The sequence below is a fragment of the Nocardiopsis suaedae genome, assembly GCF_027706745.1.
Taxonomy (GTDB): Bacteria; Actinomycetota; Actinomycetes; order Streptosporangiales; family Streptosporangiaceae; genus Nocardiopsis_A; species Nocardiopsis_A suaedae.
The window spans coordinates 85400-105693 of sequence record NZ_JAQFWP010000011.1 but is presented as its reverse complement, the minus strand read 5'-3'; the positions used below and the strand labels follow the sequence as shown (position 1 = coordinate 105693).

22 protein-coding genes are annotated in these 20294 nt (G+C 73.7%); 11 read left to right on the top strand and 11 right to left on the bottom strand.

The annotated features are described in order from the left end of the window. Positions 1-1188 carry an acetyl-CoA C-acetyltransferase gene (locus O4U47_RS08325; protein ID WP_270677065.1) on the bottom strand — a complete coding sequence of 396 codons (1188 nt, stop codon included), beginning with the start codon at positions 1186-1188 and terminating at the stop codon, positions 1-3. 85 nt (positions 1189-1273) lie between these two features. Here O4U47_RS08325 and mce point away from each other — a divergent pair, with 85 nt between their 5' ends. Further along, on the top strand, positions 1274-1720 hold the full coding sequence (gene mce / locus O4U47_RS08320; protein ID WP_270677063.1) for a methylmalonyl-CoA epimerase: 447 nt from the start codon (positions 1274-1276) through the stop codon (positions 1718-1720). A gap of 285 nt (positions 1721-2005) precedes the next feature. Further along, positions 2006-3310 carry a DivIVA domain-containing protein gene (locus O4U47_RS08315; protein ID WP_270677062.1) on the top strand — a complete coding sequence of 435 codons (1305 nt, stop codon included), beginning with the start codon at positions 2006-2008 and terminating at the stop codon, positions 3308-3310. A gap of 60 nt (positions 3311-3370) precedes the next feature. On the opposite strand, the gene O4U47_RS08310 is transcribed toward O4U47_RS08315, so the two are convergent. The 3 genes from O4U47_RS08310 to O4U47_RS08300 are packed head-to-tail and all read right to left on the bottom strand — an operon-like array spanning position 3371 to position 5649. After that, on the bottom strand, positions 3371-4108 hold the full coding sequence (locus O4U47_RS08310; protein WP_270677061.1) for an alpha/beta hydrolase: 738 nt from the start codon (positions 4106-4108) through the stop codon (positions 3371-3373). A gap of 9 nt (positions 4109-4117) precedes the next feature. Continuing rightward, positions 4118-4414, bottom strand: a complete 297-nt coding sequence (locus tag O4U47_RS08305) for an ATP/GTP-binding protein (RefSeq protein ID WP_270677060.1) — start codon at positions 4412-4414, stop codon at positions 4118-4120. Between the two features lie 53 nt (positions 4415-4467). After that, complete coding sequence (locus tag O4U47_RS08300; RefSeq protein WP_270677059.1) at positions 4468-5649, bottom strand: 3-hydroxyacyl-CoA dehydrogenase; 1182 nt, start codon at positions 5647-5649, stop codon at positions 4468-4470. A 78-nt stretch (positions 5650-5727) separates the two neighbouring features. On the opposite strand from O4U47_RS08300, the gene O4U47_RS08295 reads away from it, so the two are divergent. Further along, positions 5728-6741 (top strand): LLM class flavin-dependent oxidoreductase, encoded by a 1014-nt coding sequence (locus tag O4U47_RS08295; protein WP_270677058.1) that lies wholly within the window; start codon positions 5728-5730, stop codon positions 6739-6741. A 31-nt stretch (positions 6742-6772) separates the two neighbouring features. On the opposite strand, the gene O4U47_RS08290 is transcribed toward O4U47_RS08295, so the two are convergent. Next, positions 6773-7165 (bottom strand): SCO5389 family protein, encoded by a 393-nt coding sequence (locus tag O4U47_RS08290; RefSeq protein WP_270677057.1) that lies wholly within the window; start codon positions 7163-7165, stop codon positions 6773-6775. A 191-nt stretch (positions 7166-7356) separates the two neighbouring features. On the opposite strand from O4U47_RS08290, the gene nucS reads away from it, so the two are divergent. Together nucS and O4U47_RS08280 are read left to right on the top strand one after the other, a co-directional pair. Further along, the gene (nucS, locus tag O4U47_RS08285) at positions 7357-8034 is read left to right on the top strand and encodes an endonuclease NucS (RefSeq protein ID WP_270677055.1); all 678 of its coding nucleotides are present in this window, start codon (positions 7357-7359) and stop codon (positions 8032-8034) included. A gap of 28 nt (positions 8035-8062) precedes the next feature. Next, the gene (locus O4U47_RS08280; protein WP_270677054.1) at positions 8063-8869 is read left to right on the top strand and encodes an ion transporter; all 807 of its coding nucleotides are present in this window, start codon (positions 8063-8065) and stop codon (positions 8867-8869) included. Here the strand turns inward: O4U47_RS08280 and gdhA are convergent. Continuing rightward, positions 8862-10214, bottom strand: a complete 1353-nt coding sequence (gdhA, locus tag O4U47_RS08275; RefSeq protein WP_270677053.1) for an NADP-specific glutamate dehydrogenase — start codon at positions 10212-10214, stop codon at positions 8862-8864. The genes O4U47_RS08280 and gdhA overlap by 8 nt on opposite strands. A gap of 150 nt (positions 10215-10364) precedes the next feature. Between gdhA and O4U47_RS08270 the strand changes: the two genes are divergently transcribed. From O4U47_RS08270 to O4U47_RS08245, 6 genes are all read left to right on the top strand, one after another. After that, complete coding sequence (locus O4U47_RS08270) at positions 10365-11234, top strand: ABC transporter ATP-binding protein (RefSeq protein ID WP_270677052.1); 870 nt, start codon at positions 10365-10367, stop codon at positions 11232-11234. Next, a complete protein-coding gene (locus O4U47_RS08265; RefSeq protein WP_270677051.1) occupies positions 11231-12025 on the top strand; it encodes an ABC transporter permease in 795 nt (264 codons plus the stop codon). The genes O4U47_RS08270 and O4U47_RS08265 overlap by 4 nt, the downstream gene beginning before the upstream one ends. Continuing rightward, positions 11983-13254 (top strand): sensor histidine kinase, encoded by a 1272-nt coding sequence (locus O4U47_RS08260; protein WP_270677050.1) that lies wholly within the window; start codon positions 11983-11985, stop codon positions 13252-13254. The genes O4U47_RS08265 and O4U47_RS08260 overlap by 43 nt, the downstream gene beginning before the upstream one ends. Beyond that, a complete protein-coding gene (locus O4U47_RS08255; protein WP_270677048.1) occupies positions 13251-13874 on the top strand; it encodes a response regulator transcription factor in 624 nt (207 codons plus the stop codon). The genes O4U47_RS08260 and O4U47_RS08255 overlap by 4 nt, the downstream gene beginning before the upstream one ends. Before the next feature lie 207 nt (positions 13875-14081). Beyond that, on the top strand, positions 14082-15620 hold the full coding sequence (locus O4U47_RS08250) for a M28 family peptidase (protein ID WP_270677047.1): 1539 nt from the start codon (positions 14082-14084) through the stop codon (positions 15618-15620). 379 nt (positions 15621-15999) lie between these two features. After that, positions 16000-16605 carry a cob(I)yrinic acid a,c-diamide adenosyltransferase gene (locus O4U47_RS08245; RefSeq protein WP_270677046.1) on the top strand — a complete coding sequence of 202 codons (606 nt, stop codon included), beginning with the start codon at positions 16000-16002 and terminating at the stop codon, positions 16603-16605. 7 nt (positions 16606-16612) lie between these two features. Here the strand turns inward: O4U47_RS08245 and O4U47_RS08240 are convergent, their stop codons facing one another. The 5 genes from O4U47_RS08240 to O4U47_RS08220 form a co-directional block, all read right to left on the bottom strand. Beyond that, the gene (locus O4U47_RS08240; RefSeq protein ID WP_270677045.1) at positions 16613-16912 is read right to left on the bottom strand and encodes an MTH1187 family thiamine-binding protein; all 300 of its coding nucleotides are present in this window, start codon (positions 16910-16912) and stop codon (positions 16613-16615) included. Between the two features lie 20 nt (positions 16913-16932). Next, positions 16933-17400: a DUF2550 domain-containing protein gene (locus tag O4U47_RS08235; protein ID WP_270677044.1), complete on the bottom strand. Its 468-nt coding sequence runs from the start codon at positions 17398-17400 to the stop codon at positions 16933-16935. 21 nt (positions 17401-17421) lie between these two features. Beyond that, positions 17422-17832, bottom strand: a complete 411-nt coding sequence (locus O4U47_RS08230) for a F0F1 ATP synthase subunit epsilon (protein WP_270677043.1) — start codon at positions 17830-17832, stop codon at positions 17422-17424. A gap of 94 nt (positions 17833-17926) precedes the next feature. Beyond that, complete coding sequence (atpD, locus tag O4U47_RS08225; RefSeq protein ID WP_270677042.1) at positions 17927-19372, bottom strand: F0F1 ATP synthase subunit beta; 1446 nt, start codon at positions 19370-19372, stop codon at positions 17927-17929. 9 nt (positions 19373-19381) lie between these two features. Next, positions 19382-20293 carry a F0F1 ATP synthase subunit gamma gene (locus tag O4U47_RS08220; protein ID WP_270677041.1) on the bottom strand — a complete coding sequence of 304 codons (912 nt, stop codon included), beginning with the start codon at positions 20291-20293 and terminating at the stop codon, positions 19382-19384. Position 20294: the final 1 nt, after the last annotated feature.

Below are 20294 nucleotides of genomic sequence, written 5' to 3'. Positions count from 1 at the left end.
TCAGGCCCCGGGCGCCCGCAGCAGCAGCGCGTCGCCCTGGCCGCCGCCCCCGCACAGGGCGGCCGCGCCCAGGCCGCCGCCCCGGCGGCGCAGCTCGAAGGCCAGGTGCAGGGCGAGCCGCGCCCCGGACATGCCGATGGGGTGGCCCAGCGCGATGGCGCCGCCGTTGACGTTGACCTTCTCCTCGGTGACGCCCAGGTCCCGCATGGACTGCACGGCGACGGCGGCGAAGGCCTCGTTGATCTCGACGAGGTCCAGGTCGGCCACGTCGGCCCCGGCCTTGCCCAGCGCCTGCCGGACGGCGTTGGAGGGCTGGGAGTGCAGGGAGTTGTCGGGCCCGGCCACGTTCCCGTGCGCGCCGATCTCGGCGAGCACCTCGCAGCCGAGCTCCTCGGCCCTGGCGCGGCTCATGACGACCACGGCGCAGGCGCCGTCGGAGATCTGGGAGGCGGACCCGGCGGTGACGGTGCCGCCCTCGCCGAAGGCGGGGCGCAGCCGGGCCAGCCCCTCGGCGGTGGTGTCGGGGCGCACGCCCTCGTCGGCCGCGACGACCTTGTCCTCGCCCTTGCGCTGGGGGATGCGCACCGGGGTGATCTCGTCGTCGAACCGGCCGTCCTTCTGGGCGGCGGCGGCGCGCTGGTGGGAAAGGGCGGCGAAGGCGTCCTGCTCTTCGCGGGTGAGGCCGAGGCGGGCGTTGTGCCGGTCGGTCGAGGCGCCCATCGACTCGCCGTCGAAGGGGTCGGTGAGCCCGTCGTGCTCGGTGGCGTCGAGCACCTCGATCGCCCCGTACTTGTGGCCCTTGCGGCCCGCGGGCAGCACGTGCGGGGCGTTGGTCATGGACTCCATGCCCCCGGCGACGACGACGTCGAACTCCCCGGCGCCGATGAGCTGGTCGGCCAGCGCGATGGCGTCCAGGCCGCTCAGGCAGACCTTGTTGACGGTCAGCGAGGGCACGGTCATCGGGATCCCGGCCTTGACGGCCGCCTGGCGGGAGGGGATCTGCCCCTGCCCGGCCTGCAGCACCTGGCCCATCACGGTGTAGCCGACCTGGTCGCCGGAGATCCCGGCGCGCTCCAGGGCCGCGGCGATGGCCGCCGCGCCGAGGTCGACCGCCTTCAGCGGGGCCAGCCCGCCGAGGAGCCGGCCGATCGGCGTCCGGGCGCCGCTGACGATGACGGATCCGGGCATGTGGGGCCTCCCCGTGTTCCTGGTCGCACTTGTTCTGCCACGATACAGATGTCCGCTCGACCGCCTCCCGGGAGGATCGGCACCCGTGTTCACGCGCATCGACCACGTCGGCATCGCCTGCCGCGACCTGGACGCCGCCGTCGCGTTCTACCGCTCCACCTACGGCTTCGAGGTGGCCCACGAAGAGGTCAACGAAGAGCAGGGGGTGCGCGAGGCGATGCTGCGCGTCAGCGGCACCGACGACGGCGGCGCCAGCTACCTGCAGCTCCTGGAGCCGGTGCGGGACGACTCCCCCGTCGCCAAGTTCCTGGACCGGCACGGCGAGGGGGTGCACCACGTGGCGTTCGGCACCGGGGACGTGGCCGGGGCCTCGGCGGCGGTCGCCGGGCGCGGGGTGCGCGTCCTGGACGCCGAGCCGCGCCCGGGGTCGATGGGGTCGCGCATCGCCTTCCTGCACCCCAAGGACTGCGGCGGGGTGCTGACCGAGCTGGTCCAGGCGGCCGGTTCCGGGCCCGATCCGGAAGGTTCGTGACGCAACCGTCACACAGGGCCTCCCCGCGCTTGGTAAAGTCTGCTGACCGCCAGGATCCTGGCGCCCGCCCAGTCGTCCACGGCCGGCGAGCCTCCCCCGGAGCCGACGGCGTCCCCCCGGCGCTAATGGCGTCCGCAACGGCCGACCAAGACTCCGTATCAATGGAGAGAACTTCGATACGCCTGAGGTCGGCGCGCAGTACCCTCCCCTGGAGGGCGTGCGCGGAGGGCGACTCGCCACCCGTCCGTCCGCTTGCCGTCTCGTCACCGTTCAGGATTCCGCCACATGTCGTCCGATATTGAAGCCCAGCTCACCAACTTCTTCGATGAAGGCACCCAGTCGACCGAGTTCGACGTGGTCCTGCGCGGCTATGACCGGCAGCAGGTCCAGGAGTACATCACCCAGAAGCACACCGACCTGACCCAGGCGCGCGAGGACGCCGAGGGCGCGCGCAACGAGCTCACCGAGGTCAAGCGCCAGCTCCAGGAGCAGGAGCGCCCGACCTACGCGGGTCTGGGCGCGCGCATCGAGCAGCTCCTCCGTCTGGCCGAGGAGCAGGCCGCCGAGCTCGTGCAGGGCGCGCGCGCCGAGGCCGACGACATCCGCGCCGAGGCCAAGATCGAGGCCGCCGACATGCGCGCGGCCGCCGAGAACGAGGCCACCGAGCTGCGCACCACCGCCCAGCGCGAGGCGGACGAGATGCGCACCTCCGCCGAGAACGAGGCCGAGGAGGTCCGCACCACCGCGCGGCGCCAGGCCGATGAGCTCACCGCCACCACCGAGCGCGAGGTCCAGAAGAAGATCTCGCAGGTCGAGCACGAGATGGCGGAGCGCCAGGCCACCCACGAGGCCGAGATCTCCAAGATCCGGATGACCACCGAGCGCGAGTGCACCCAGGCCCGCGCGGCCATGAAGCGCGAGCGCGACGAGACCATCCAGGCCGCCAAGCGCCAGGCCGAGGAGCTGCGCGCGCAGGCGCAGCGGAACATGGAGGAGAGCGAGGCCCGGCGCGCCCAGGAGGAGTCGGAGTTCGAGATCCAGCTGGCCGGCCGCCGCGAGGAGGCCGAGCGGCAGGACTCCGAGCGGCTCGCCGCCGCCCAGGCCGCCACCCAGAAGCTGGTGGCCGAGGCCGAGGAGCGGGCCGCCAGCGCCGACCAGCGCGCCACCAAGGCCAGCAGCCAGGCCGAGCAGACCCGCAAGGAGGCCGAGCAGCACGCCAAGCAGGTCGTCGGCAACGCCAAGAAGCAGGCCGAGCAGATCGGCCAGGAGGCCCGTTCCAAGGCCGACCACCTGGTCAGCGACGCCAAGTCGGAGGCGGACCGCGTTCTGACCGCCGCCCGCCAGCAGGTCGACGAGCTGACCAAGCAGCGCGACAGCATCCAGTCGCACCTGCAGCAGCTGCGCCAGCTGCTCGGCGGCGGCGACGCCCCGGCCCCGGCCGCCCCCGCGGCCCCGGCCGCGGCGGAGGCCCCCGCCCTGGAGCAGAAGGCCTCCTCCAACGGGAAGGCCGCCGCCAACGGCGAGGCCAAGAAGAAGGAGGCGGTCAACGCCTCCTCCGGCGAGGAGGACGAGGACTGGTGGCAGGAGTAGCGCACCGGCCCTGAGCACGCGCGAAGGCCCGGCCCCCGCGGGGGCCGGGCCTTCGCGCGTTTACAGCCCGGTGTCCTTGGTCGCGGGGCCGTCCCACTCGGTCGGCAGCGGGTGGGCCTTGGGGGCCACGCGCTGGACGACCGCGTCCAGGACGGTGCGGACCGAGGGTTCACCGACCCACAGGTGCTTGGCGCCCGGGACGCCGACCACCTCGGCCTGCGGCACCCGGGCGAAGCGGCGCCGCGCCTCGTCGGGGCGCAGGTAGTCGTCGAACTCGGGGACCAGCGCGGTCAGCGGACGCCCGAACTCCGCCCAGGCGTCCAGGTCGGCGTCGGTGGCCCGGTGCAGCGGCGGCGACAGCAGCACGGCGCCCTCCACCTCCGGGTCGCGCCCCCACTTCAGGGCCAGCTCGGTGCCGAAGGACCAGCCCAGCAGCCACGGCCGGGGCAGCCCCTCGAACTCGGCGTACTCGATGGCGGCGGCCACGTCGTAGCGCTCGGCCTCGCCGTCGCCGAAGGAGCCCTGGCTGGTGCCGTGCCGCGAGGAGGTGCCGCGGGTGTTGAACCGCAGCACCGCGGTGTCGGCCAGCGCCGGCAGCCGGAAGGCGGCCTTGCGCAGCACGTGGCTGTCCATCATGCCCTCGGCGGTGGGCAGCGGGTGCAGGCACACCAGGGTGGCGGCGGGGGCGGCGCCGCCCCCGGGCAGCGCCAGCTCGCCGACGAGCTCCAGGCCGTCGGCGGTGTGCAGGGTGATGGGGCGGCGCTCGGCGGGGAGCACCGTGGTGGCGCGGATCTCCATGGGTTCCTCTCAGCGCAGGTGCGCGCGCCGCTGCCAGCAGGAGGAGTGCCAGTGCCGGCGGTCCTCGCCGTCGCCGTAGGGGCGCCAGGCCACCACGTGCGGCGTGCCCGGCCGGATGTCCTGGTGGCACCCGGGGCAGCGGTAGGTCTTGGCGGCCGCGGCGCCGCTGATCTGCCGCAGCACCCACTCGCCGTCGGGTCCGGTCTCCCGCCGTTGGCCCCCGGTGACGCGCAGCATCAGGGCGTCGGGGTCGGCGTCGCGGGCGGGCGCCCCTCGGCGGCGGGGTGTGTTTCGGCGCGGGCTCACCCTTCAAGGGTAGGGGCCCCTGGAGCGTCCAGGGGCCCCGGGGTGCTGCCGTTCTACGCGTTCTCCCGCGCCGCCTTGGCCGTGAGCGGGGAGGGTGTGCAGGGGGCGAGGCCGGCGTCGGCGACGGCGCGCAGGACGCGCGCCACCTCGGCGCCGCCGCGCTCCTCGGCCAGCTCGACCGGGCCCTTGGGATAGCCGCAGCCGAACCGCATGGCGGTGTCGACGTCCACCGCGGTGGCGTAGCCGTCGCCGACCATCCGCAGCGCGTCGTCCATGTGCGGGGCCAGCAGCAGGTCGGCCAGGCCGAACCCGAGCGAGCCGTCGCGGACGGCCTGCGCGATGGGGCCGGAGGGGGCGTCCTCGGCGGCCGGGGCCTCCCCGCCGTAGGGGTAGAAGCCGCGGCCGCTCTTGCGGCCGAGCATCCCGGCGGTGACCATGCGGCGCAGCAGCGGCGCGGCCGCGTACCGGGGGGTGCGGAACTCCTCCCAGAGCACGTCCATGACGGCCAGGCACACGTCCAGGCCGACCAGGTCGGCGAGGGTGAGCGGCCCCATGGGCAGCCCGGCGCCCTCGGAGGCGGCGGCGTCGATCTCCTCGCGGGAGGCCAGGCGGCGCCCGTAGAGGGAGACGGCGTCGTTGATGTAGGGCACCAGCAGGGCGTTGGCGACGAACCCGGCGCGGTCGCCCACGCTGACCGGGGTCTTGCCGATGCGCTTGGCGACCTCCTCGGCCACGGCGGCGGTGCCGGGGTCGGTGGAGGGGGTGGAGACCACCTCGACCAGCTTCATCACCGGGGCGGGATTGAAGAAGTGGAGGCCGACGACCAGGCCGGGGCGGTCGGTGAGCGCGGCGATCTCGGTGACCGACAGCGAGGAGGTGTTGGTGGCCAGGATCGTGCCGGGCGGGCAGATCCGGTCCAGGTCGGTGAAGACGTCGCGCTTGATGTCGGGCCGTTCGGGGACGGCCTCGACGACGAAGTCGGCGTCGCCCAGGTCCTCGCGGTCGGTCGTCAGCGCGATCCGCGCGAGGATCGTGTCGTGCTCCTCCTGGGTGATCTTGCCCTTGTCGCGGGCGCGCCCGAGGGATGCGGCGATGTGTCCGCGGCCGCGCTCGACGGCGTCCGTGTCGATCTCGACTCCGGTGACGGAGAAGCCGGCCCGGGCGAAGACCTCGGCGATCCCCGCGCCCATCGTGCCGAGCCCGACCACTCCGACCTTGTTGAATTCCTGCACCATGGGGCCAACCCTAGACGGTCTCCCCCCGGTGGCCCGGTTCCGCCCCCGCGGCGCCGGGCGGCGCAGCACAATGGCCCCATGCGCATCGGAGCCTTCCTTCCCGCGGCCGGGTTCCCCGGCCGGGACCACACCACCACCCTGGAGGCGGCGGCGCGGGCGGCCGAGGCCGCCGAGCGGGCCGGGTTCGACGACGTGTGGTTCGCCGAGCACCACTTCATGTCCTACGGGGTGTGCCCGTCGGCGGTGGCGATGGCCGCCTTCGTGCTGGGCCGCACCCGCCGGGTGCGGGTGGGCACCGCGGTGAGCGTGCTGAGCACCGCCCACCCGGTGGCCCTGGCCGAGCAGGCCAACCTGCTGGACCAGGTGTCCGGGGGGCGGTTCCGGCTGGGGGTGGGGCGCGGCGGCCCGTGGGTGGATCTGGAGGTGTTCGGCACCGGGCTGGAGCGGTACGAGCGGGGGTTCGGCGAGTCGCTGGAGGTGCTGCTGGAGGCGCTGCGCGGTGGGCCGATGCGCGCCGACGGGGCGGTGTTCGGGTTCCGCGAGGTGGAGGTGGTGCCGGGGCCGCGGACGCTGCCGCACCCGGAGGTGGTGGTGGCGGCGACGTCGGAGCCGACGCTGGCGCTGGCCGCGGGGGCGGGGCTGCCGGTGATGCTCGGCCTGCACCAGGACGGGGCCGCCCAGGCGGCGATGCTGGGGCGCTACGGGGAGCTGCGCGCGGAGGCCGGGGGCGGCCCGGTGGGCGGGCACGTGGCGGCGGCGGTGGCGCATGTGGCGGACTCGCGCGGGCAGGCGCGCAAGGTGCTGCTGGAGGCGCTGCCGCGGTGGCTGGGCCCGGGGCTGGAGGGCTACGTGCCGGTGGACGGGCGGCCGCGGCCGCAGCGGGATCCGGACGCCTATGCGCGGTTCCTGTGCGACGCGCACGCGGTGGGCTCGGCGGAGGACTGCGCCGCCGTGCTGCGCGGGCGGGCGGAGGAGACCGGCGCGGACGCGCTGATGCTGCTGGTGGAGGGCGCGGGCGAGGAGGCGGCGGTGCTGGAGAACATCGCCCGGCTGGGCGAGGAGGTGCTGCCGCTGGTGCGCGGCGGCGCCTGAGCGGCGCCGCCGCGCCCGTGTCGGGGCCGGATCAGCAGTCGACGAGCTCGGGCGACTGGTTGAGGAGCTGGGCCCGGGGGGTGGTGAACGCCGCGTAGGCGTCGTCGGTGCCGGGCGGGAACAGGGCGAGGCGGTGGCAGTTCTGGAAGGCCAGCCGCATGCCGAAGTGGCGCTCGACGGCGGCGCGCATGGCGTCGCTGGCCACCATGCGCAGGAGCTGGCCGCGCTCGGCCTCGCTGGGCGGCGGGGTCTCGTTGGCGGCGAAGCCGGTGCCGTCGGCGTCGGCCCCGGCGCGCTCGGCCAGGCCGCTCACCAGGGACCAGGCGTACGGCAGCGATTCGCGGATGCAGGCGATGAAGTCGGCGTCGGAGACCTCGCCCCGTTCGGCCTCGTCCAGCAGTTCGGGAGGAACCGTCAGCGACATGGGTGTCCCATCTTCTCGTCGGGCGGTCGTTGCGACGGTAAGCCCCGTGCCACGGCGCGTCACGGGGCCCGGGGGCCACAGAAGGCTGTCCCGGCCGCTATATGAAAATAGTTATCATTACCGTTCGGCGCCACCGGTTCCGGGAAGGTTCCGGGGAATCGGGCTCCGCTGCGCCGCTAGGATCGGGGGCCGTGAGACTCGTGATCGCCCGCTGCAGCGTCGACTACGTCGGCCGCCTCACCGCCCACCTGCCCATGGCCCCGCGGCTCGTGCTGTTCAAGGCCGACGGCTCGGTCTCGGTCCATGCCGACGACCGCGCCTTCAAACCGCTGAACTGGATGAACCCGCCGTGCACGGTGCGCGAGGGGGCCGCCGAGGACGGCACCGCCGAGTGGACGGTCACCCACGGCAAGTCCGGCGAGAAGCTGGTGCTGCGCATCGAGGAGGTGCTGCACGACAGCACCCACGAGCTCGGCCCCGACCCGGGCCTGCAGAAGGACGGCGTCGAGGCGCACCTGCAGGAGCTGCTCGCCGAGCACATCACCACCCTCGGCGAGGGGTACACGCTGATCCGGCGGGAGTTCCCCACCGCCATCGGCCCCGTGGACATCCTGTGCCGGGACGGCGACGGCGGCACCGTGGCCGTGGAGCTGAAGCGGCGCGGCGACATCGACGGCGTCGAGCAGCTCACCCGCTACCTGGAGCTGCTCAACCGGGACCCGGCGCTCAAGCCGGTGCGCGGGGTGTTCGCCGCCCAGGAGATCAAGCCGCAGGCGCGGGTGCTGGCGACCGACCGCGGCATCGGGTGCCTCACCCTCGACTACGACGCGCTGCGCGGCATCGAGCCGGACACGCCGCGGCTGTTCTGACCCGACCGACCCGGGAGCCCCACCCCCCGTGCGCCCCCACGTCCTCGCCCTGGTCGACGCGCCGCTGTTCCAGCGCGCCGTCATCGTCCTCATCCTCGTCAACGCCGGGATACTCGGCCTGGAGACCTCTCCCGCGGTCGTCGGGGCCCACGGCCCCCTGCTGCACACGCTCGACCGCATGCTGGTGTGGGTCTTCGTCACCGAGATCGCCCTGCGCTGGTACGCGCACGGGCGGCGCTTCCTGTCCGACCCGTGGAACTGGTTCGACCTGGTCATCATCGGTATCGCGCTGCTGCCGGCCACCGGCCCGTTCTCGGTCCTGCGGGTGCTGCGCGTGCTCCGGGTGCTGCGCCTGCTGTCGGTCATCCCGTCCCTGCGGATGGTGGTGACCGGACTGTTCCGGGCGCTTCCCGGGATGGCGTCCATCTCGCTGCTGCTGGTGCTGCTGCTGTACGTGTCCGCGGTGATGGGCACCAAGCTGTTCCAGGAGCAGGCCCCCGACCACTTCGGCGACCTGTGGACCTCGCTGTTCACCCTCTTCCAGATCATGACCGGCGACTCCTGGAGCTCCATCGCCCGCGAGGTGATGGAGGACGAGCCGCTGGCCTGGGTGTTCTTCGTCGCCTACATCCTGGTCTCGACCTTCATCGCGCTGAACCTGTTCATCGCCGTCGCGGTCGAGGCCCTGGAGCAGGGCGGCGGCAGGGCGCGGCGCGAGGAGCGCGAGCAGGGCTCCCGGGAGGGCCAGGAGGCCCTGCTCGCCGAACTCCGCGCGCTGCGGTCCGAGGTCGCCGACCTGAGGCGGGCGGTGGGCACCGGGGAGCGGGTCAGATGACGCCCTGGGCCAGCATCGCCTCGGCGACCCGCTCGAAACCGGCGATGTTGGCCCCGGCCACGTAGTCGCCGGGGCGGCCGTAGCGCTCGGCGGTGGAGTGGCAGGCGTCGTGGATCGAGCGCATCACCGCGGTCAGCCGCTCCTCCGTGCGGGCGAAGGACCACGCGTCCCGGGAGGCGTTCTGCTGCATCTCCAGGGCGCTGGTGGCCACCCCGCCGGCGTTGGCGGCCTTGCCCGGGCCGAACGCCACCCCCGCCTCCTGGAAGACCGCGACGCCCTCCGGGGTGGTCGGCATGTTGGCGCCCTCGGCCACGGCCTGCACCCCGTTGGCGACCAGGGTGCGCGCGTCGTCGGCGGTCAGCTCGTTCTGCGTGGCGCACGGCAGCGCCACGTCGCACGGCACCTCCCAGACGCGGCCGCCGGGAACGTGGCGGGCCTCGCCGCCGCGCCGCTCGGCGTAGTCGGCGACCCGGCCCCGCTCGACCTCCTTGACCTGCTTGAGCAGGTCGACGTCGATGCCCTTGTCGTCCACCACGTACCCGCCGGAGTCGGAGACGGTGACCACCGTGGCGCCGAGCTGCTGGGCCTTCTGCGCGGCGTACACCGCCACGTTGCCCGACCCGGAGACCGCCACCCGCATGCCCTCCAGGTCCCGGCCGCGCATGCGCAGCATCTCCTTGGTGAACAGCACGCAGCCGTACCCGGTGGCCTCGGTACGGGCCTGGGAGCCGCCCCAGCCGGTGCCCTTGCCGGTGAGCACGCCCGCCTCGTGGCGGTTGGTGATCCGCCGGTACTGGCCGAACAGGTAGCCGATCTCGCGGCCGCCGACGCCGATGTCGCCCGCGGGCACGTCGGTGTGCTCGCCCAGGTGGCGGTAGAGCTCGGTCATGAAGGACTGGCAGAACCGCATGACCTCGGCGTCCGAGCGGCCCTTGGGGTCGAAGTCGCTGCCGCCCTTGCCGCCGCCGATGGCCATCCCGGTGAGCGCGTTCTTGAAGATCTGCTCGAACCCGAGGAACTTGACGGTGCCCAGGTCCACCGACGGGTGGAAGCGCAGGCCGCCCTTGTAGGGGCCGAGCGCGCTGTTGAACTCCACCCGGAAGCCGCGGGCGATGTGCACCCGGCCCGCGTCGTCGGTCCAGGGCACCCGGAAGATGAGCTGCCGCTCCGGCTCGGCGATCCGCTCCACCAGCGCGGCCTCGGCGAACTCGGGCCGCCGCGCCAGCACCGGGCCGAGGGTGTCCAGGACCTCGCGCACCGCCTGGTGGAACTCCTCCTGCCCGGGGTTGCGGCGCAGGATGTCCCGGTAGAGGGGGTCGACATCGGAGTCGGGGGTCGCCGCCATGTGTGCCTCCGCTGTTCGGGTGTGGCCGACGGGGACGATGGTAGGCCCCGGGCCCACCCCGCCCCGCGGCGCGGGGTCCTCCGAACGGACGACCCCCCGCCGTCCACCGCACCGATACCGGAACGGCGCCCCGCGCCGGAGGATCGGACCATGACCGAGACCGATGGACCCGTGATCGACGTGCGGGGGCTGCGCAAGGCCTACGGGGGCGCCCCCGCCGTCGACGGCGTCGACCTGGAGGCGGGGCGGGGGCGGATCACCGCCCTGCTCGGCCCCAACGGCGCCGGGAAGAGCACCACCGTGGAGATCCTGGAGGGCTTCCGCACCCCCGACGCGGGGCACGTGCGGGTGCTGGGCGCCGACCCGGCCCGCGCCGGGCGGGCCTGGCGGGCGCGCATCGGGATCGTCTGGCAGGAGCCGGTGGAGCCCTCGCCGCTGCCGGTGCGGGACCTGCTCCGGCACTTCGCCGGGTACTTCCCCGACCCCCTGCACCCGGACGAGGCGCTGGAGCTCGTCGGCCTGTCCGACCGGGCCCGCTCGGGCGCCCGCGCGCTCTCCGGCGGCCAGCGGCGGCGGCTGGACGTGGCCGTGGGCCTGGTCGGCCGCCCCGAGCTGCTGTTCCTGGACGAGCCGACCACCGGGTTCGACCCGGCCTCCCGCCGCCGCTTCTGGGCGATGGTGCGCTCCCTCGCCGACGGCGGCACCTCGGTGCTGCTCACCACCCACTACCTGGAGGAGGCCGAGGCGCTGGCCGACGAGGTGGTGGTGCTGCGCGCCGGGCGCGTGGCCGCCCGCGGGGACGCGGCCACGCTGGGCGGGCGCCGCACCGCGCGGGCCACCGTGTCCTGGACCGAGGGCGGCGCGCCCCGCCGGGTCGCCACGGACGAGCCGACGCGGACCGTCGCGGACCTGGCGGCGCGGTTCGGGGGCGAGGTGCCGGAGCTGTCGGTGCACCGGCCCACGCTGGAGGAGGTCTACCTGTCGCTGATCGGCGGGGAGCACGAGGGGGCCGCCGCGTGACCGTGCTGCGGCTGGGCGCCTCACGGGCCGTCCTGGAGCTGCGGGAGTACTTCCGGGAGGGGCTGCAGGTGGTCTTCACCTTCGCCCTGCCGTTCCTGCTGCTCCTGCTGTTCACCTCCGTCTTCGGCCAGGGGTTCGCGGGCGGTTCCGCCGGGGCCGCCGCCTACTATGTGCCCACGCTGACCGCCATGGGGCTGATGGCGGTCAGCTTCCAGAACCTGGGCACCGCCATCGCCGCCGAGCGGGGCGACGGCACCCTGCGGCGGCTGCGGGGGATGCCGCTGCCCGCGGCCGCCTACTTCGCGGGCAAGGCGGGCATGGTGCTGGCGCTGGCCGTGCTGCAGACGGCGCTGCTCGTCGGAACCGGGGCGGCGGGCTTCGGGATGGACCTGCCGGCCGATCCGCGCCGGTGGCTGGACCTGGCCTGGATCCTGCTGCTGGGGACGGCCGCCTGCACGCTGCTCGGCATCGCCGTCAGCTCCGCCGCCCGCACGGCGCGCGCGGCCCAGGCGGTCGTCGCGCTCCCCTTCCTGCTGCTGCAGTTCGCCTCCGGGGTGTTCGTCCCCGTCCAGGCGCTGCCGCCGTGGCTGCTGAACGTCGGCGCGGCGTTCCCGCTGAGGTGGATGGCCCAAGGGCTGCGGTCGGTGTTCCTCCCGGAGTCTGCGGCGGCCGCGGAGGCGGGCGGGTCGTGGGCGCTGGGGACGGTCGCCCTCGTACTGGCCGCATGGTGTGCAGGAGGATCGGTGCTGTGTCTGCTGACGTTCCGCTGGAAGGGCGCCCGCGACGGCTGAGGCCGCCGCGGCTGCCCGACGTGCCGGAGGACTGGGTCGCCACGCCCTACTGGGACGCCTTCGTGGTGGCCGTTCTGGGGCTGATGGCGTTCCTGGGGGCCGTCTCGGGCGAGGGCGCCGCCGCCCGGTGGACCGCCGCCGGGGCGCTGGCCGCCCTGGCCGCCTTCTACCTGGTGTACGGGCGGCGGGTGCTGCGCCGGGGGCCGTTCCAAAGGTGGCGGGCGGCCCCGGCGCTGGCCGGATACGCCGCGCTGTACCTTCCCGCCGCGACCGCGGTCCCCTCGGTGGCCACCGCCATGTTCGCGCTGGCGCCGCTGGTGTTCATGACCGCCCCGGGGGCTCCCGCCGGGGCCGCCGTGGCCGCCCTCCTCTTCGGCCCGGCGCTGCTGCGCGCCGCGCTGGACCCGTCGGCGGCCGCCGGGCTGGTGGTCGAACTGCCGGTGCTCACCGTCATCCTGCTGTTCTCGCTGTGGTTCGGCGGGTGGATCGGCCGGATCATCGGGCAGAGCGCCGAACGGAAGATGCTCATCGAGGAGCTGGAGCGCAGCCGGGAGCAGGCGGCGGCGCTGTCCGCGCGGGCGGGCGCGCTGGCCGAGCGCGAGCGCATCGCCCGCGACATCCACGACACCCTCGCCCAGGGCTTCACCAGCGTCGTGGCCCTGGCGGAGGCCGTGGAGTCGGAGATGGACCGCGACCCCGGGGCGGCCCGGCGCCACCTGGAGCTGATCAAGGAGACCGGGCGGGAGAACCTGGCCGAGGCGCGGGCGCTGGTGGCCGGGGGCCTGGCGGGCGGGGCCGCCCTGGAGCTGGAGGAGGCGCTGCGCCGCACCGCCGAGCGCACCGGGGAGGAGGCCGGGGCCCACACCGTGTTCACGGTGCGCGGCCAAGCCCCGGCGCACCTGCCCGCCGGATCACAGGTGGACCTGTTGCGCGGCGCGCAGGAGGCGCTGGCCAACGCCCGCCGCCACGCCGGGGCGTCCCGCATCACCGTGGTGCTGGAGTACCTACCGGGGGCCTACCGGGTCACCGTCGGCGACGACGGGCGCGGCTTCGACCCGGGGGCGCCGCGGAGCGGCTTCGGGCTGGCGGGGATGGGCCGCCGGGCCGAGGCGGCGGGCGGGCGCTTCGCCCTGGAGACCGCCCCGGGCGGCGGAACCGAGGTCCGGTTGGAGATCCCGCACCCGGAGGGGCCGGTGGGAACACCGCAGGGAACAGAGGAGGGCGCATGATCCGCGTGGTGCTGGCCGACGACCACCCGGTGGTCCGCGAGGGCATCCGGGGGATGCTGGCGGCCGAGGAGGACATCGAGGTGGCCGGGGAGGCCGCCTCGGGCGCCGAGGCGGTGGCGGTGGCCGCCGCGGTCGCCGCCGACGTGGTGCTGATGGACCTGCGCATGCCGGGCGGGGACGGAGCCGAGGCGACCGGGCGGCTGCGGCGCGAGGCGCCGGGGGTGCGGGTGCTCATCCTGACCACCTACGACACCGACGCCGACATCCTGCGCGCGGTGGAGGCCGGGGCCACCGGCTACCTGCTCAAGGACGCGCCGCGTACGGAGCTGGCGGCGGCGGTGCGGGCGGCCGCGCGCGGGGAGACGGCGCTGTCGCCGTCGGTGGCCACCCGGCTGGTGTCGGGGATGCGGGCGCGGGCCGAGGCACCGGCGCTGTCCGAACGGGAGGTTCAGGTGCTGCGACTGGCCGCCGACGGGCTGACCAACGCCGAGATCGGGGCGCGGCTGTTCATCGGCGCCACCACGGTCAAGACCCACCTGGTGCGCATCTACGCCAAGCTGGAGGTGTCCGACCGGACCGCGGCGGTCACCCGGGCGATGCGCGCGGGGCTGCTGGGCTAGCCGACCCGCCGACCCCCCACCGGGTTAGACGAAAGCGACCATCACAGCACACCCCGGGGCACATCCGTAACCCCTCTGGCTGAATGTGGCAACAGGCCGTCCGATTTCTTGCTCCCTGCACCATGCCGGTGACAGGCTGCACCGTACCTCGCACCGTTCGCGCCCGACCCGCGCTCCCCGTGGGCGGGCCCAACAGGAGGACGTTCCGTGCGCAGAATCCCTACATCCCCTTCCCCCCGCCGCGCCTCGGCGCTCCGCCGCGCGGCCGCCGGAGGCGCCGGCCTGGCCGCCGTCGTCGCCCTCGGCCTGGCCCCGGCCTCCCCCGCCGCGGCCTCTCCGGCGTCCCTGGACCAGCTGGTGACCACGGACGCGATCCGCGGCCACATGGAGAACCTCCAGACGATCGCCGACTACAACGGCGGCAACCGGGCCACCAGCACGCCCGGCTACGACGTGGCCGCGGACTACGTCATCGACCAGTTGAAGCAGGCCGGGTACAAGCCCAAGAAGAACGAGTACGAGTACTCGCTCTGGCGGCAGCACTCGGACGCGGAGTTCACGCGCACCGCGCCCGACTCCTACACCTACACCGAGGACGAGGAGTACGCTCCGATGACGTTCTCGGCGGCCGGGGACGTGACCGCCCCGGGCGTGCCCGTGGCGCCGGACGCGTCCAACAGCGGCTGTGAGGCCGGACAGTTCGACGGCTTCCCCGAGGGCGCGGTCGCGGTCATCCGGCGCGGCGCGTGCAGCTTCGCGCAGAAGACGCAGAACGCCGCCGACGCCGGCGCCTCGGCCGCGGTGGTGTTCAACTCCGGCAGCGACCCGAGCGACCCGGCCACCACCGAGCTGTTCTACGGCACGCTGGGCGAGGAGAGCGAGATCCCGGCGCTGAGCACCAGCCTGGCCGTGGGCGAGGAGCTGGTCGCCACCGAGGGCCTGGAGCTGCGGGTCCTCGTGGACGCCAGCGTGGTCACCGAGACCTCCTACAACATCATCGCCGACGCCAAGGGCGGGGCGAAGGACAACGTGGTGGTCGCCGGGGCGCACCTGGACAGCGTGCCCGAGGGCTCGGGCATGAACGACAACGCCAGCGGCTCGGCCTCGCTGCTGGAGACCGCGCTCCAGTACCCGGAGCTGGACGACAAGCCCAAGAACAAGGTCCGCTTCGCCTGGTGGGGCACCGAGGAGCAGGGCCTGATCGGGTCCACGAAGTACGTGGAGGGGCTGTCGCCCAAGAAGCTCGACCGGATCGGGCTCTACCTGAACTTCGACATGCTCGGCTCGCCCAACTACGGGCTGCTGGTCTACGACGGCCGCGGCGAGCTGCCGGAGTCCGACCCGGCCCCGTCGGGCTCGGGCGCGATCCAGAAGACCTTCGAGGACTACTTCGCCGGGCAGAACCTGGACACCGACCCCACGGTGCTGGGCTCGCGCTCGGACCACTACCCCTTCATGAGCGCCGGGGTCCCGGTCGGCGGGCTGTTCAGCGGCGGCGACGCCATCAAGACCGAGGAGCAGGCCCAGAAGTGGGGCGGTACGCCCGGGATCACCTTCGACCCGAACTACCACACCCCCGAGGACGACCTGGACAACATCAGCTGGGAGTCGGTCGACATCCTGTCCGGCGGGCTGGCGCACTCGGTGGAGACGTTCTCCGAGTCCACCCTGCCGGTGAACGGCAAGGTGCGCTCGCTGTCGGCCCAGGGCCCGCCGGAGCGGCTGGGCGACCTGTGGTTGCGGTGACGCGGTGACGCGGTGAGGCGCTGACGCGCTGAGGAGCCCGCCGGGTACGCCCCGGCGGGCTCCGCCGCGTCCGCGGCACGGAGCCGACGGGCGGGTGGGGCCGTCTCCGGCTCTGCGGCGGATCCGGACGGGCGGTGGGCCCCCCGACCCGCACCGCCCGCCCGAACCGCTCCGGCCGCCCCTCCCGGGCACGTCCCCTCCGTGCCGGCGCGGCCTCTACCGGATGGCCCCCGGTTCTCACCCGGTCGACGGTGTCCCCCTCGGCACCGACCGACTACGCTCCGTGCGTTGCGTGTTTCACACAGTATCAGCGCCGCCCGGGGCCCATAACCCCTCGTTGCCGAACGGTTACCCGAGGCGACACCCTTAGGGTGGCCCCATGACCAAGAAGGACACCGACAAACCGGTCGTGCTCTCGAAGATCTACACCCGCGGCGGCGACGGCGGCCAGACCCGCCTGGGCGACATGAGCCGCGCCCGCAAGACCGACACCCGCATCACGGCCTACGCCGACGTCGAGGAGGCCAACGCGGCCATCGGCACGGCGCTGGCGCTCGGGGAGGTCCCCGAGGACGTGCGCGCCCTGTTGGGGCGCGTCCAGAACGAGCTGTTCGACCTGGGGGCGGACCTGTCCGCCCCGCTGGCCGAGGACCCGGAGTTCCCCCCGCTCCGCGTCGAGCAGGACTACATCGACCGCCTCGAAGAGGCCTGCGACGCCTACAACGCCGAGCTGCCGACCCTGCGCAGCTTCATCCTGCCCGGCGGCGCCCCCGCCGTCGCGCTGATGCACACGGCGCGCGTGGTGGCCCGCAGGGCCGAGCGGTCGGCCTGGGCGGCGGCCGAGGAGCACGGGACCGGCGACGGCGGGGTCAACCCGCTCACCGCCCGCTACCTCAACCGCCTGTCCGACCTGCTGTTCGTGCTCTGCCGGTACCTGGGCCGCGACGGCGGCGAGGTGCTGTGGAAGCCCGGCGGAGAACGCTGAGGGGCCTCTAGTCCCCCTGGGCGAGCTCCTGCTCGACCGCCTCCACCTTGGACGTGAGGCCGTCGGTGACGCCGTCCCGGATGTCGGCCTTCAGGGTCAGACTCACCCGGGACGCGCCCTCCCCGGCGGCCTCCACGGCCCGCCGGAGCACGTCCATGACCTCGTCCCACTCGCCTTCGACGGTGGTGAACATGGCGTCGGTGCGGTTGGGCAGCCCGCTCTCGCGGACCACCCGCACGGCGCGGGCGACCGCGGGGGCCACCGACTCCCCGTCGCCCATCGGGCTCACTGAGAATGCGACGATCATGCCCTCACCCTAACCGGGCCTCAGCCCTCCCAATGGGGGCCCGGGGGCATGGATTCCAGCCAGGACAGGAAACCCGTGAGCGCACCGGCCCCCATCGCCAGCTCGTAGCCGGGCGTGTCGGGGTCGGCGCCGTCGGGCCCGGTCCAGCCGAGCTGCACCACGGTCATGTCACCGGTCAGCTCGGCGTCCTCGCCCGCGTCCGGGGCGCGCCGCCCCACAATGACGAGGCCGCGGCGCGGCAGCGTCGCTGCCGGCCGCGGCCAGAGGGACAGGACCCGGTACCAGTGGAGCGCGGAGCTCCCGTACCGGCCCAGCCCGATGCGCCAGGGGCCGCCCCCGTAGGGGCGGAGATAGCATTCGACGGCGCCGCCCCGCCGCTCCAGCGCGTAGCGGCGTACGGCCAGCGCCGCGACGCCGACCAGCGCGGCGGCGAGCAGGACGAGGAAGGACCACTCGGCGATCTGCACCCCGGTCAGCCGCTCCCCCACTGCGCGTCCGCCTCTTCCGTCCTAGGCCGCGTCCCCGCCGGCGGCGGCCAGGCGGCTGCGCGCCCGCGCGGCCCGGTCCTGGGCCTCGGTGTCCTCGGCGGACACGCCCTCGGACTCGACCTCGCTGAGCGCCCGCTTGGCGCGTTCGACGTCGACCTCCTCGGCCAGCTCGGCGACCTCGGCGAGGATGGAGATCCGGTCGTCATCGGTGACCGACATGAAGCCACCGTGCACCGCCGCCCGCACCTCGCCGGTCTCCCGGCCGCCCAGCACCCGCACCACCGACCCGGAGGCCAGCAGCGCCAGCACCGGGGTGTGCCCGGGCTGCACGCCGAACTCGCCGTCGACCGTCTTGGCGATCACCATGTCGCCCTCGCCCGCCCACAGCTCGCGCTCGGGCGAGACGATCTCGACGAAAAGCTTCTTCGACACTGCCACAAACTCCTTCGTCCGCGGGCGGATCCGCGCCGGGCGGGCTCCCCGCAGGGGAGCCCGCCCGTCCACGGGCGCCTCAGCCCTGCAGCGTCTAGCCCTGCAGCGACTTGGCCTTCTCGACGGCCATCTCGATGTTGCCGACGTCGAGGAAGGCCTGCTCGGGCAGGTGGTCGTACTCGCCGTCGCACAGGGCCTTGAAGGAGGCGATGGTCTCCTCCAGCGGCACGAACACGCCCGGGTTGCCGGTGAACTTCTCGGCGACGAACATGTTCTGCGACAGGAAGCGCTCCAGGCGCCGCGCCCGGTTGACGATGATCTTGTCCTCCTCGGACAGCTCGTCGATACCGAGGATGGCGATCTGGTCCTGCAGGTCGTTGTTGCGCTGCAGGATCTCCTTGACGCGCTGGGCCACGTCGTAGTGCTCCTGGCCCACGTACTGCGGGTCGAGGATGCGCGAGGTGGAGGCCAGCGGGTCCACCGCCGGGTAGATGCCCTTCTGCGAGATCGGGCGGGAGAGCTCGGTCGTCGCGTCCAGGTGGGCGAACGTGGTCGCCGGCGCCGGGTCGGTGTAGTCGTCCGCGGGCACGTAGATCGCCTGCATCGAGGTGATCGAGTGGCCGCGGGTGGAGGTGATGCGCTCCTGCAGCTGGCCCATCTCGTCGGCCAGGTTGGGCTGGTAGCCCACGGCCGAGGGCATGCGGCCCAGCAGGGTGGAGACCTCCTGGCCGGCCTGGGTGAAGCGGAAGATGTTGTCGATGAACAGCAGCACGTCCTGCTTCTGCACATCGCGGAAGTACTCCGCCATGGTCAGCGCCGACAGGGCCACCCGCAGACGGGTGCCCGGGGGCTCGTCCATCTGGCCGAAGACGAGCGCGGTGTCCTGGAGGACCTCCATCTCGTCCATCTCCAGGAACAGGTCGGTGCCCTCACGGGTGCGCTCGCCGACGCCGGCGAACACCGACACACCGCCGAAGTTGCGGGCGATACGGGTGATCATCTCCTGGATGAGCACCGTCTTGCCCACACCCGCGCCGCCGAACAGGCCGATCTTGCCGCCGCGCACGTAGGGCGTCAGCAGGTCGATGACCTTGATGCCGGTGACCATCATCTCGGTCTTGGACTCGAGCTGGTCGAAGTCGGGCGCCTTGCGGTGGATGGGCCAGCGCTCGGAGACCTTCAGCTCCGAGGTCGGCACGTCCAGGGGCTCGCCCAGGGTGTTGAACACGTGGCCCTTGACGACGTCGCCCACCGGCACGCTGATCGGCTCGCCGGTGTCGCGCACCTCGGCGCCGCGGACCATGCCGTCCTGCGGGGCCAGGGAGACGCAGCGGACCAGGTTGTCACCCAGGTGCTGGGCGACCTCCAGGGTCACGGTGCGCTCCTCGCCGCCGACGGTGACGTCGGTCTTCAGGGCGTTGTAGATGTCCGGCAGGGAGCCGACGGGGAACTCCACGTCGACGACCGGGCCGGTGACGCGGGCGATCCGCCCCGTGGCCTGCCCCGCCTCGGCGGCGGTCCCTTCAACTGTCGCAGTCACTTTCCTTACTCACTCCCCGCTGGCTGCGGCGAGGGCGTCGGCACCGCCGACGATCTCGCTGATCTCGTTCGTGATCTCCGCCTGGCGGGCCTGGTTGGCCTGGCGGGTCAGGGTCTTGACAAGCTCCTCGGCGTTGTCGGTCGCCGCCTTCATGGCGTTGCGGCGCGAGGCCCACTGCGAGGCCGCCGACTCGAGGAGGGCGAAATAGATCCGGTTCGTCACGTACTGCGGAAGGAGCTGGTCGAGCGCCTCCTCGGCGGAGGGCTCGAACTCGTACAGCGGGAGCGCGCCCCCGTTCTGCTTCTCCAGCTCCTCGGCGTCGGCCTCCTCCAGCTCCAGCGGCAGCGCCCGGCGGGCGGACGCCTGCTGGGTGAGCATCGAGACGAACTCGGTGGAGACGATGTGGATCTCGTCCACGCCGCCCTCGGCGGAGTCCTGGGTGAAGCGGCCCATCAGGGCCTCACCGATCTCCTTGGCGTCCGCGTAGGCGGGGCGCTCGGTGATCCCCTCCCACGTCCGCTCCAGGGGCCGGTCGCGGAAGCTGTAGTAGGCCACTCCCTTGCGGCCCACCATGTAGGTGACGACCTCCTTGCCCTGCTCGGAGAGCAGGGCGGTGAGGGACTCCGCCTCCTTGATGGCGTTGGCCGAGTACGCGCCCGCCAGGCCCTTGTCGCTGGTGACGACCAGCACCGCCGCCCGGACCGGGTCCGGGGACTCGGTGAGCAGGGCGTGGTCGCTGACCCGGCTGGCGACGGCGGAGACCGCCCGGGTGATCTCCTTGGCGTAGGGGCGTGCCGCCTCGACCGCCCGCTGCGCCTTGGAGATGCGGGTGGTGGCGATCAGCTCCATCGCCTGGGTGATCTTCGCCGTCGACTTGGTGGCGCGGATCCTCCGGCGGTAGATGCGAAGCTGTGCTCCCATG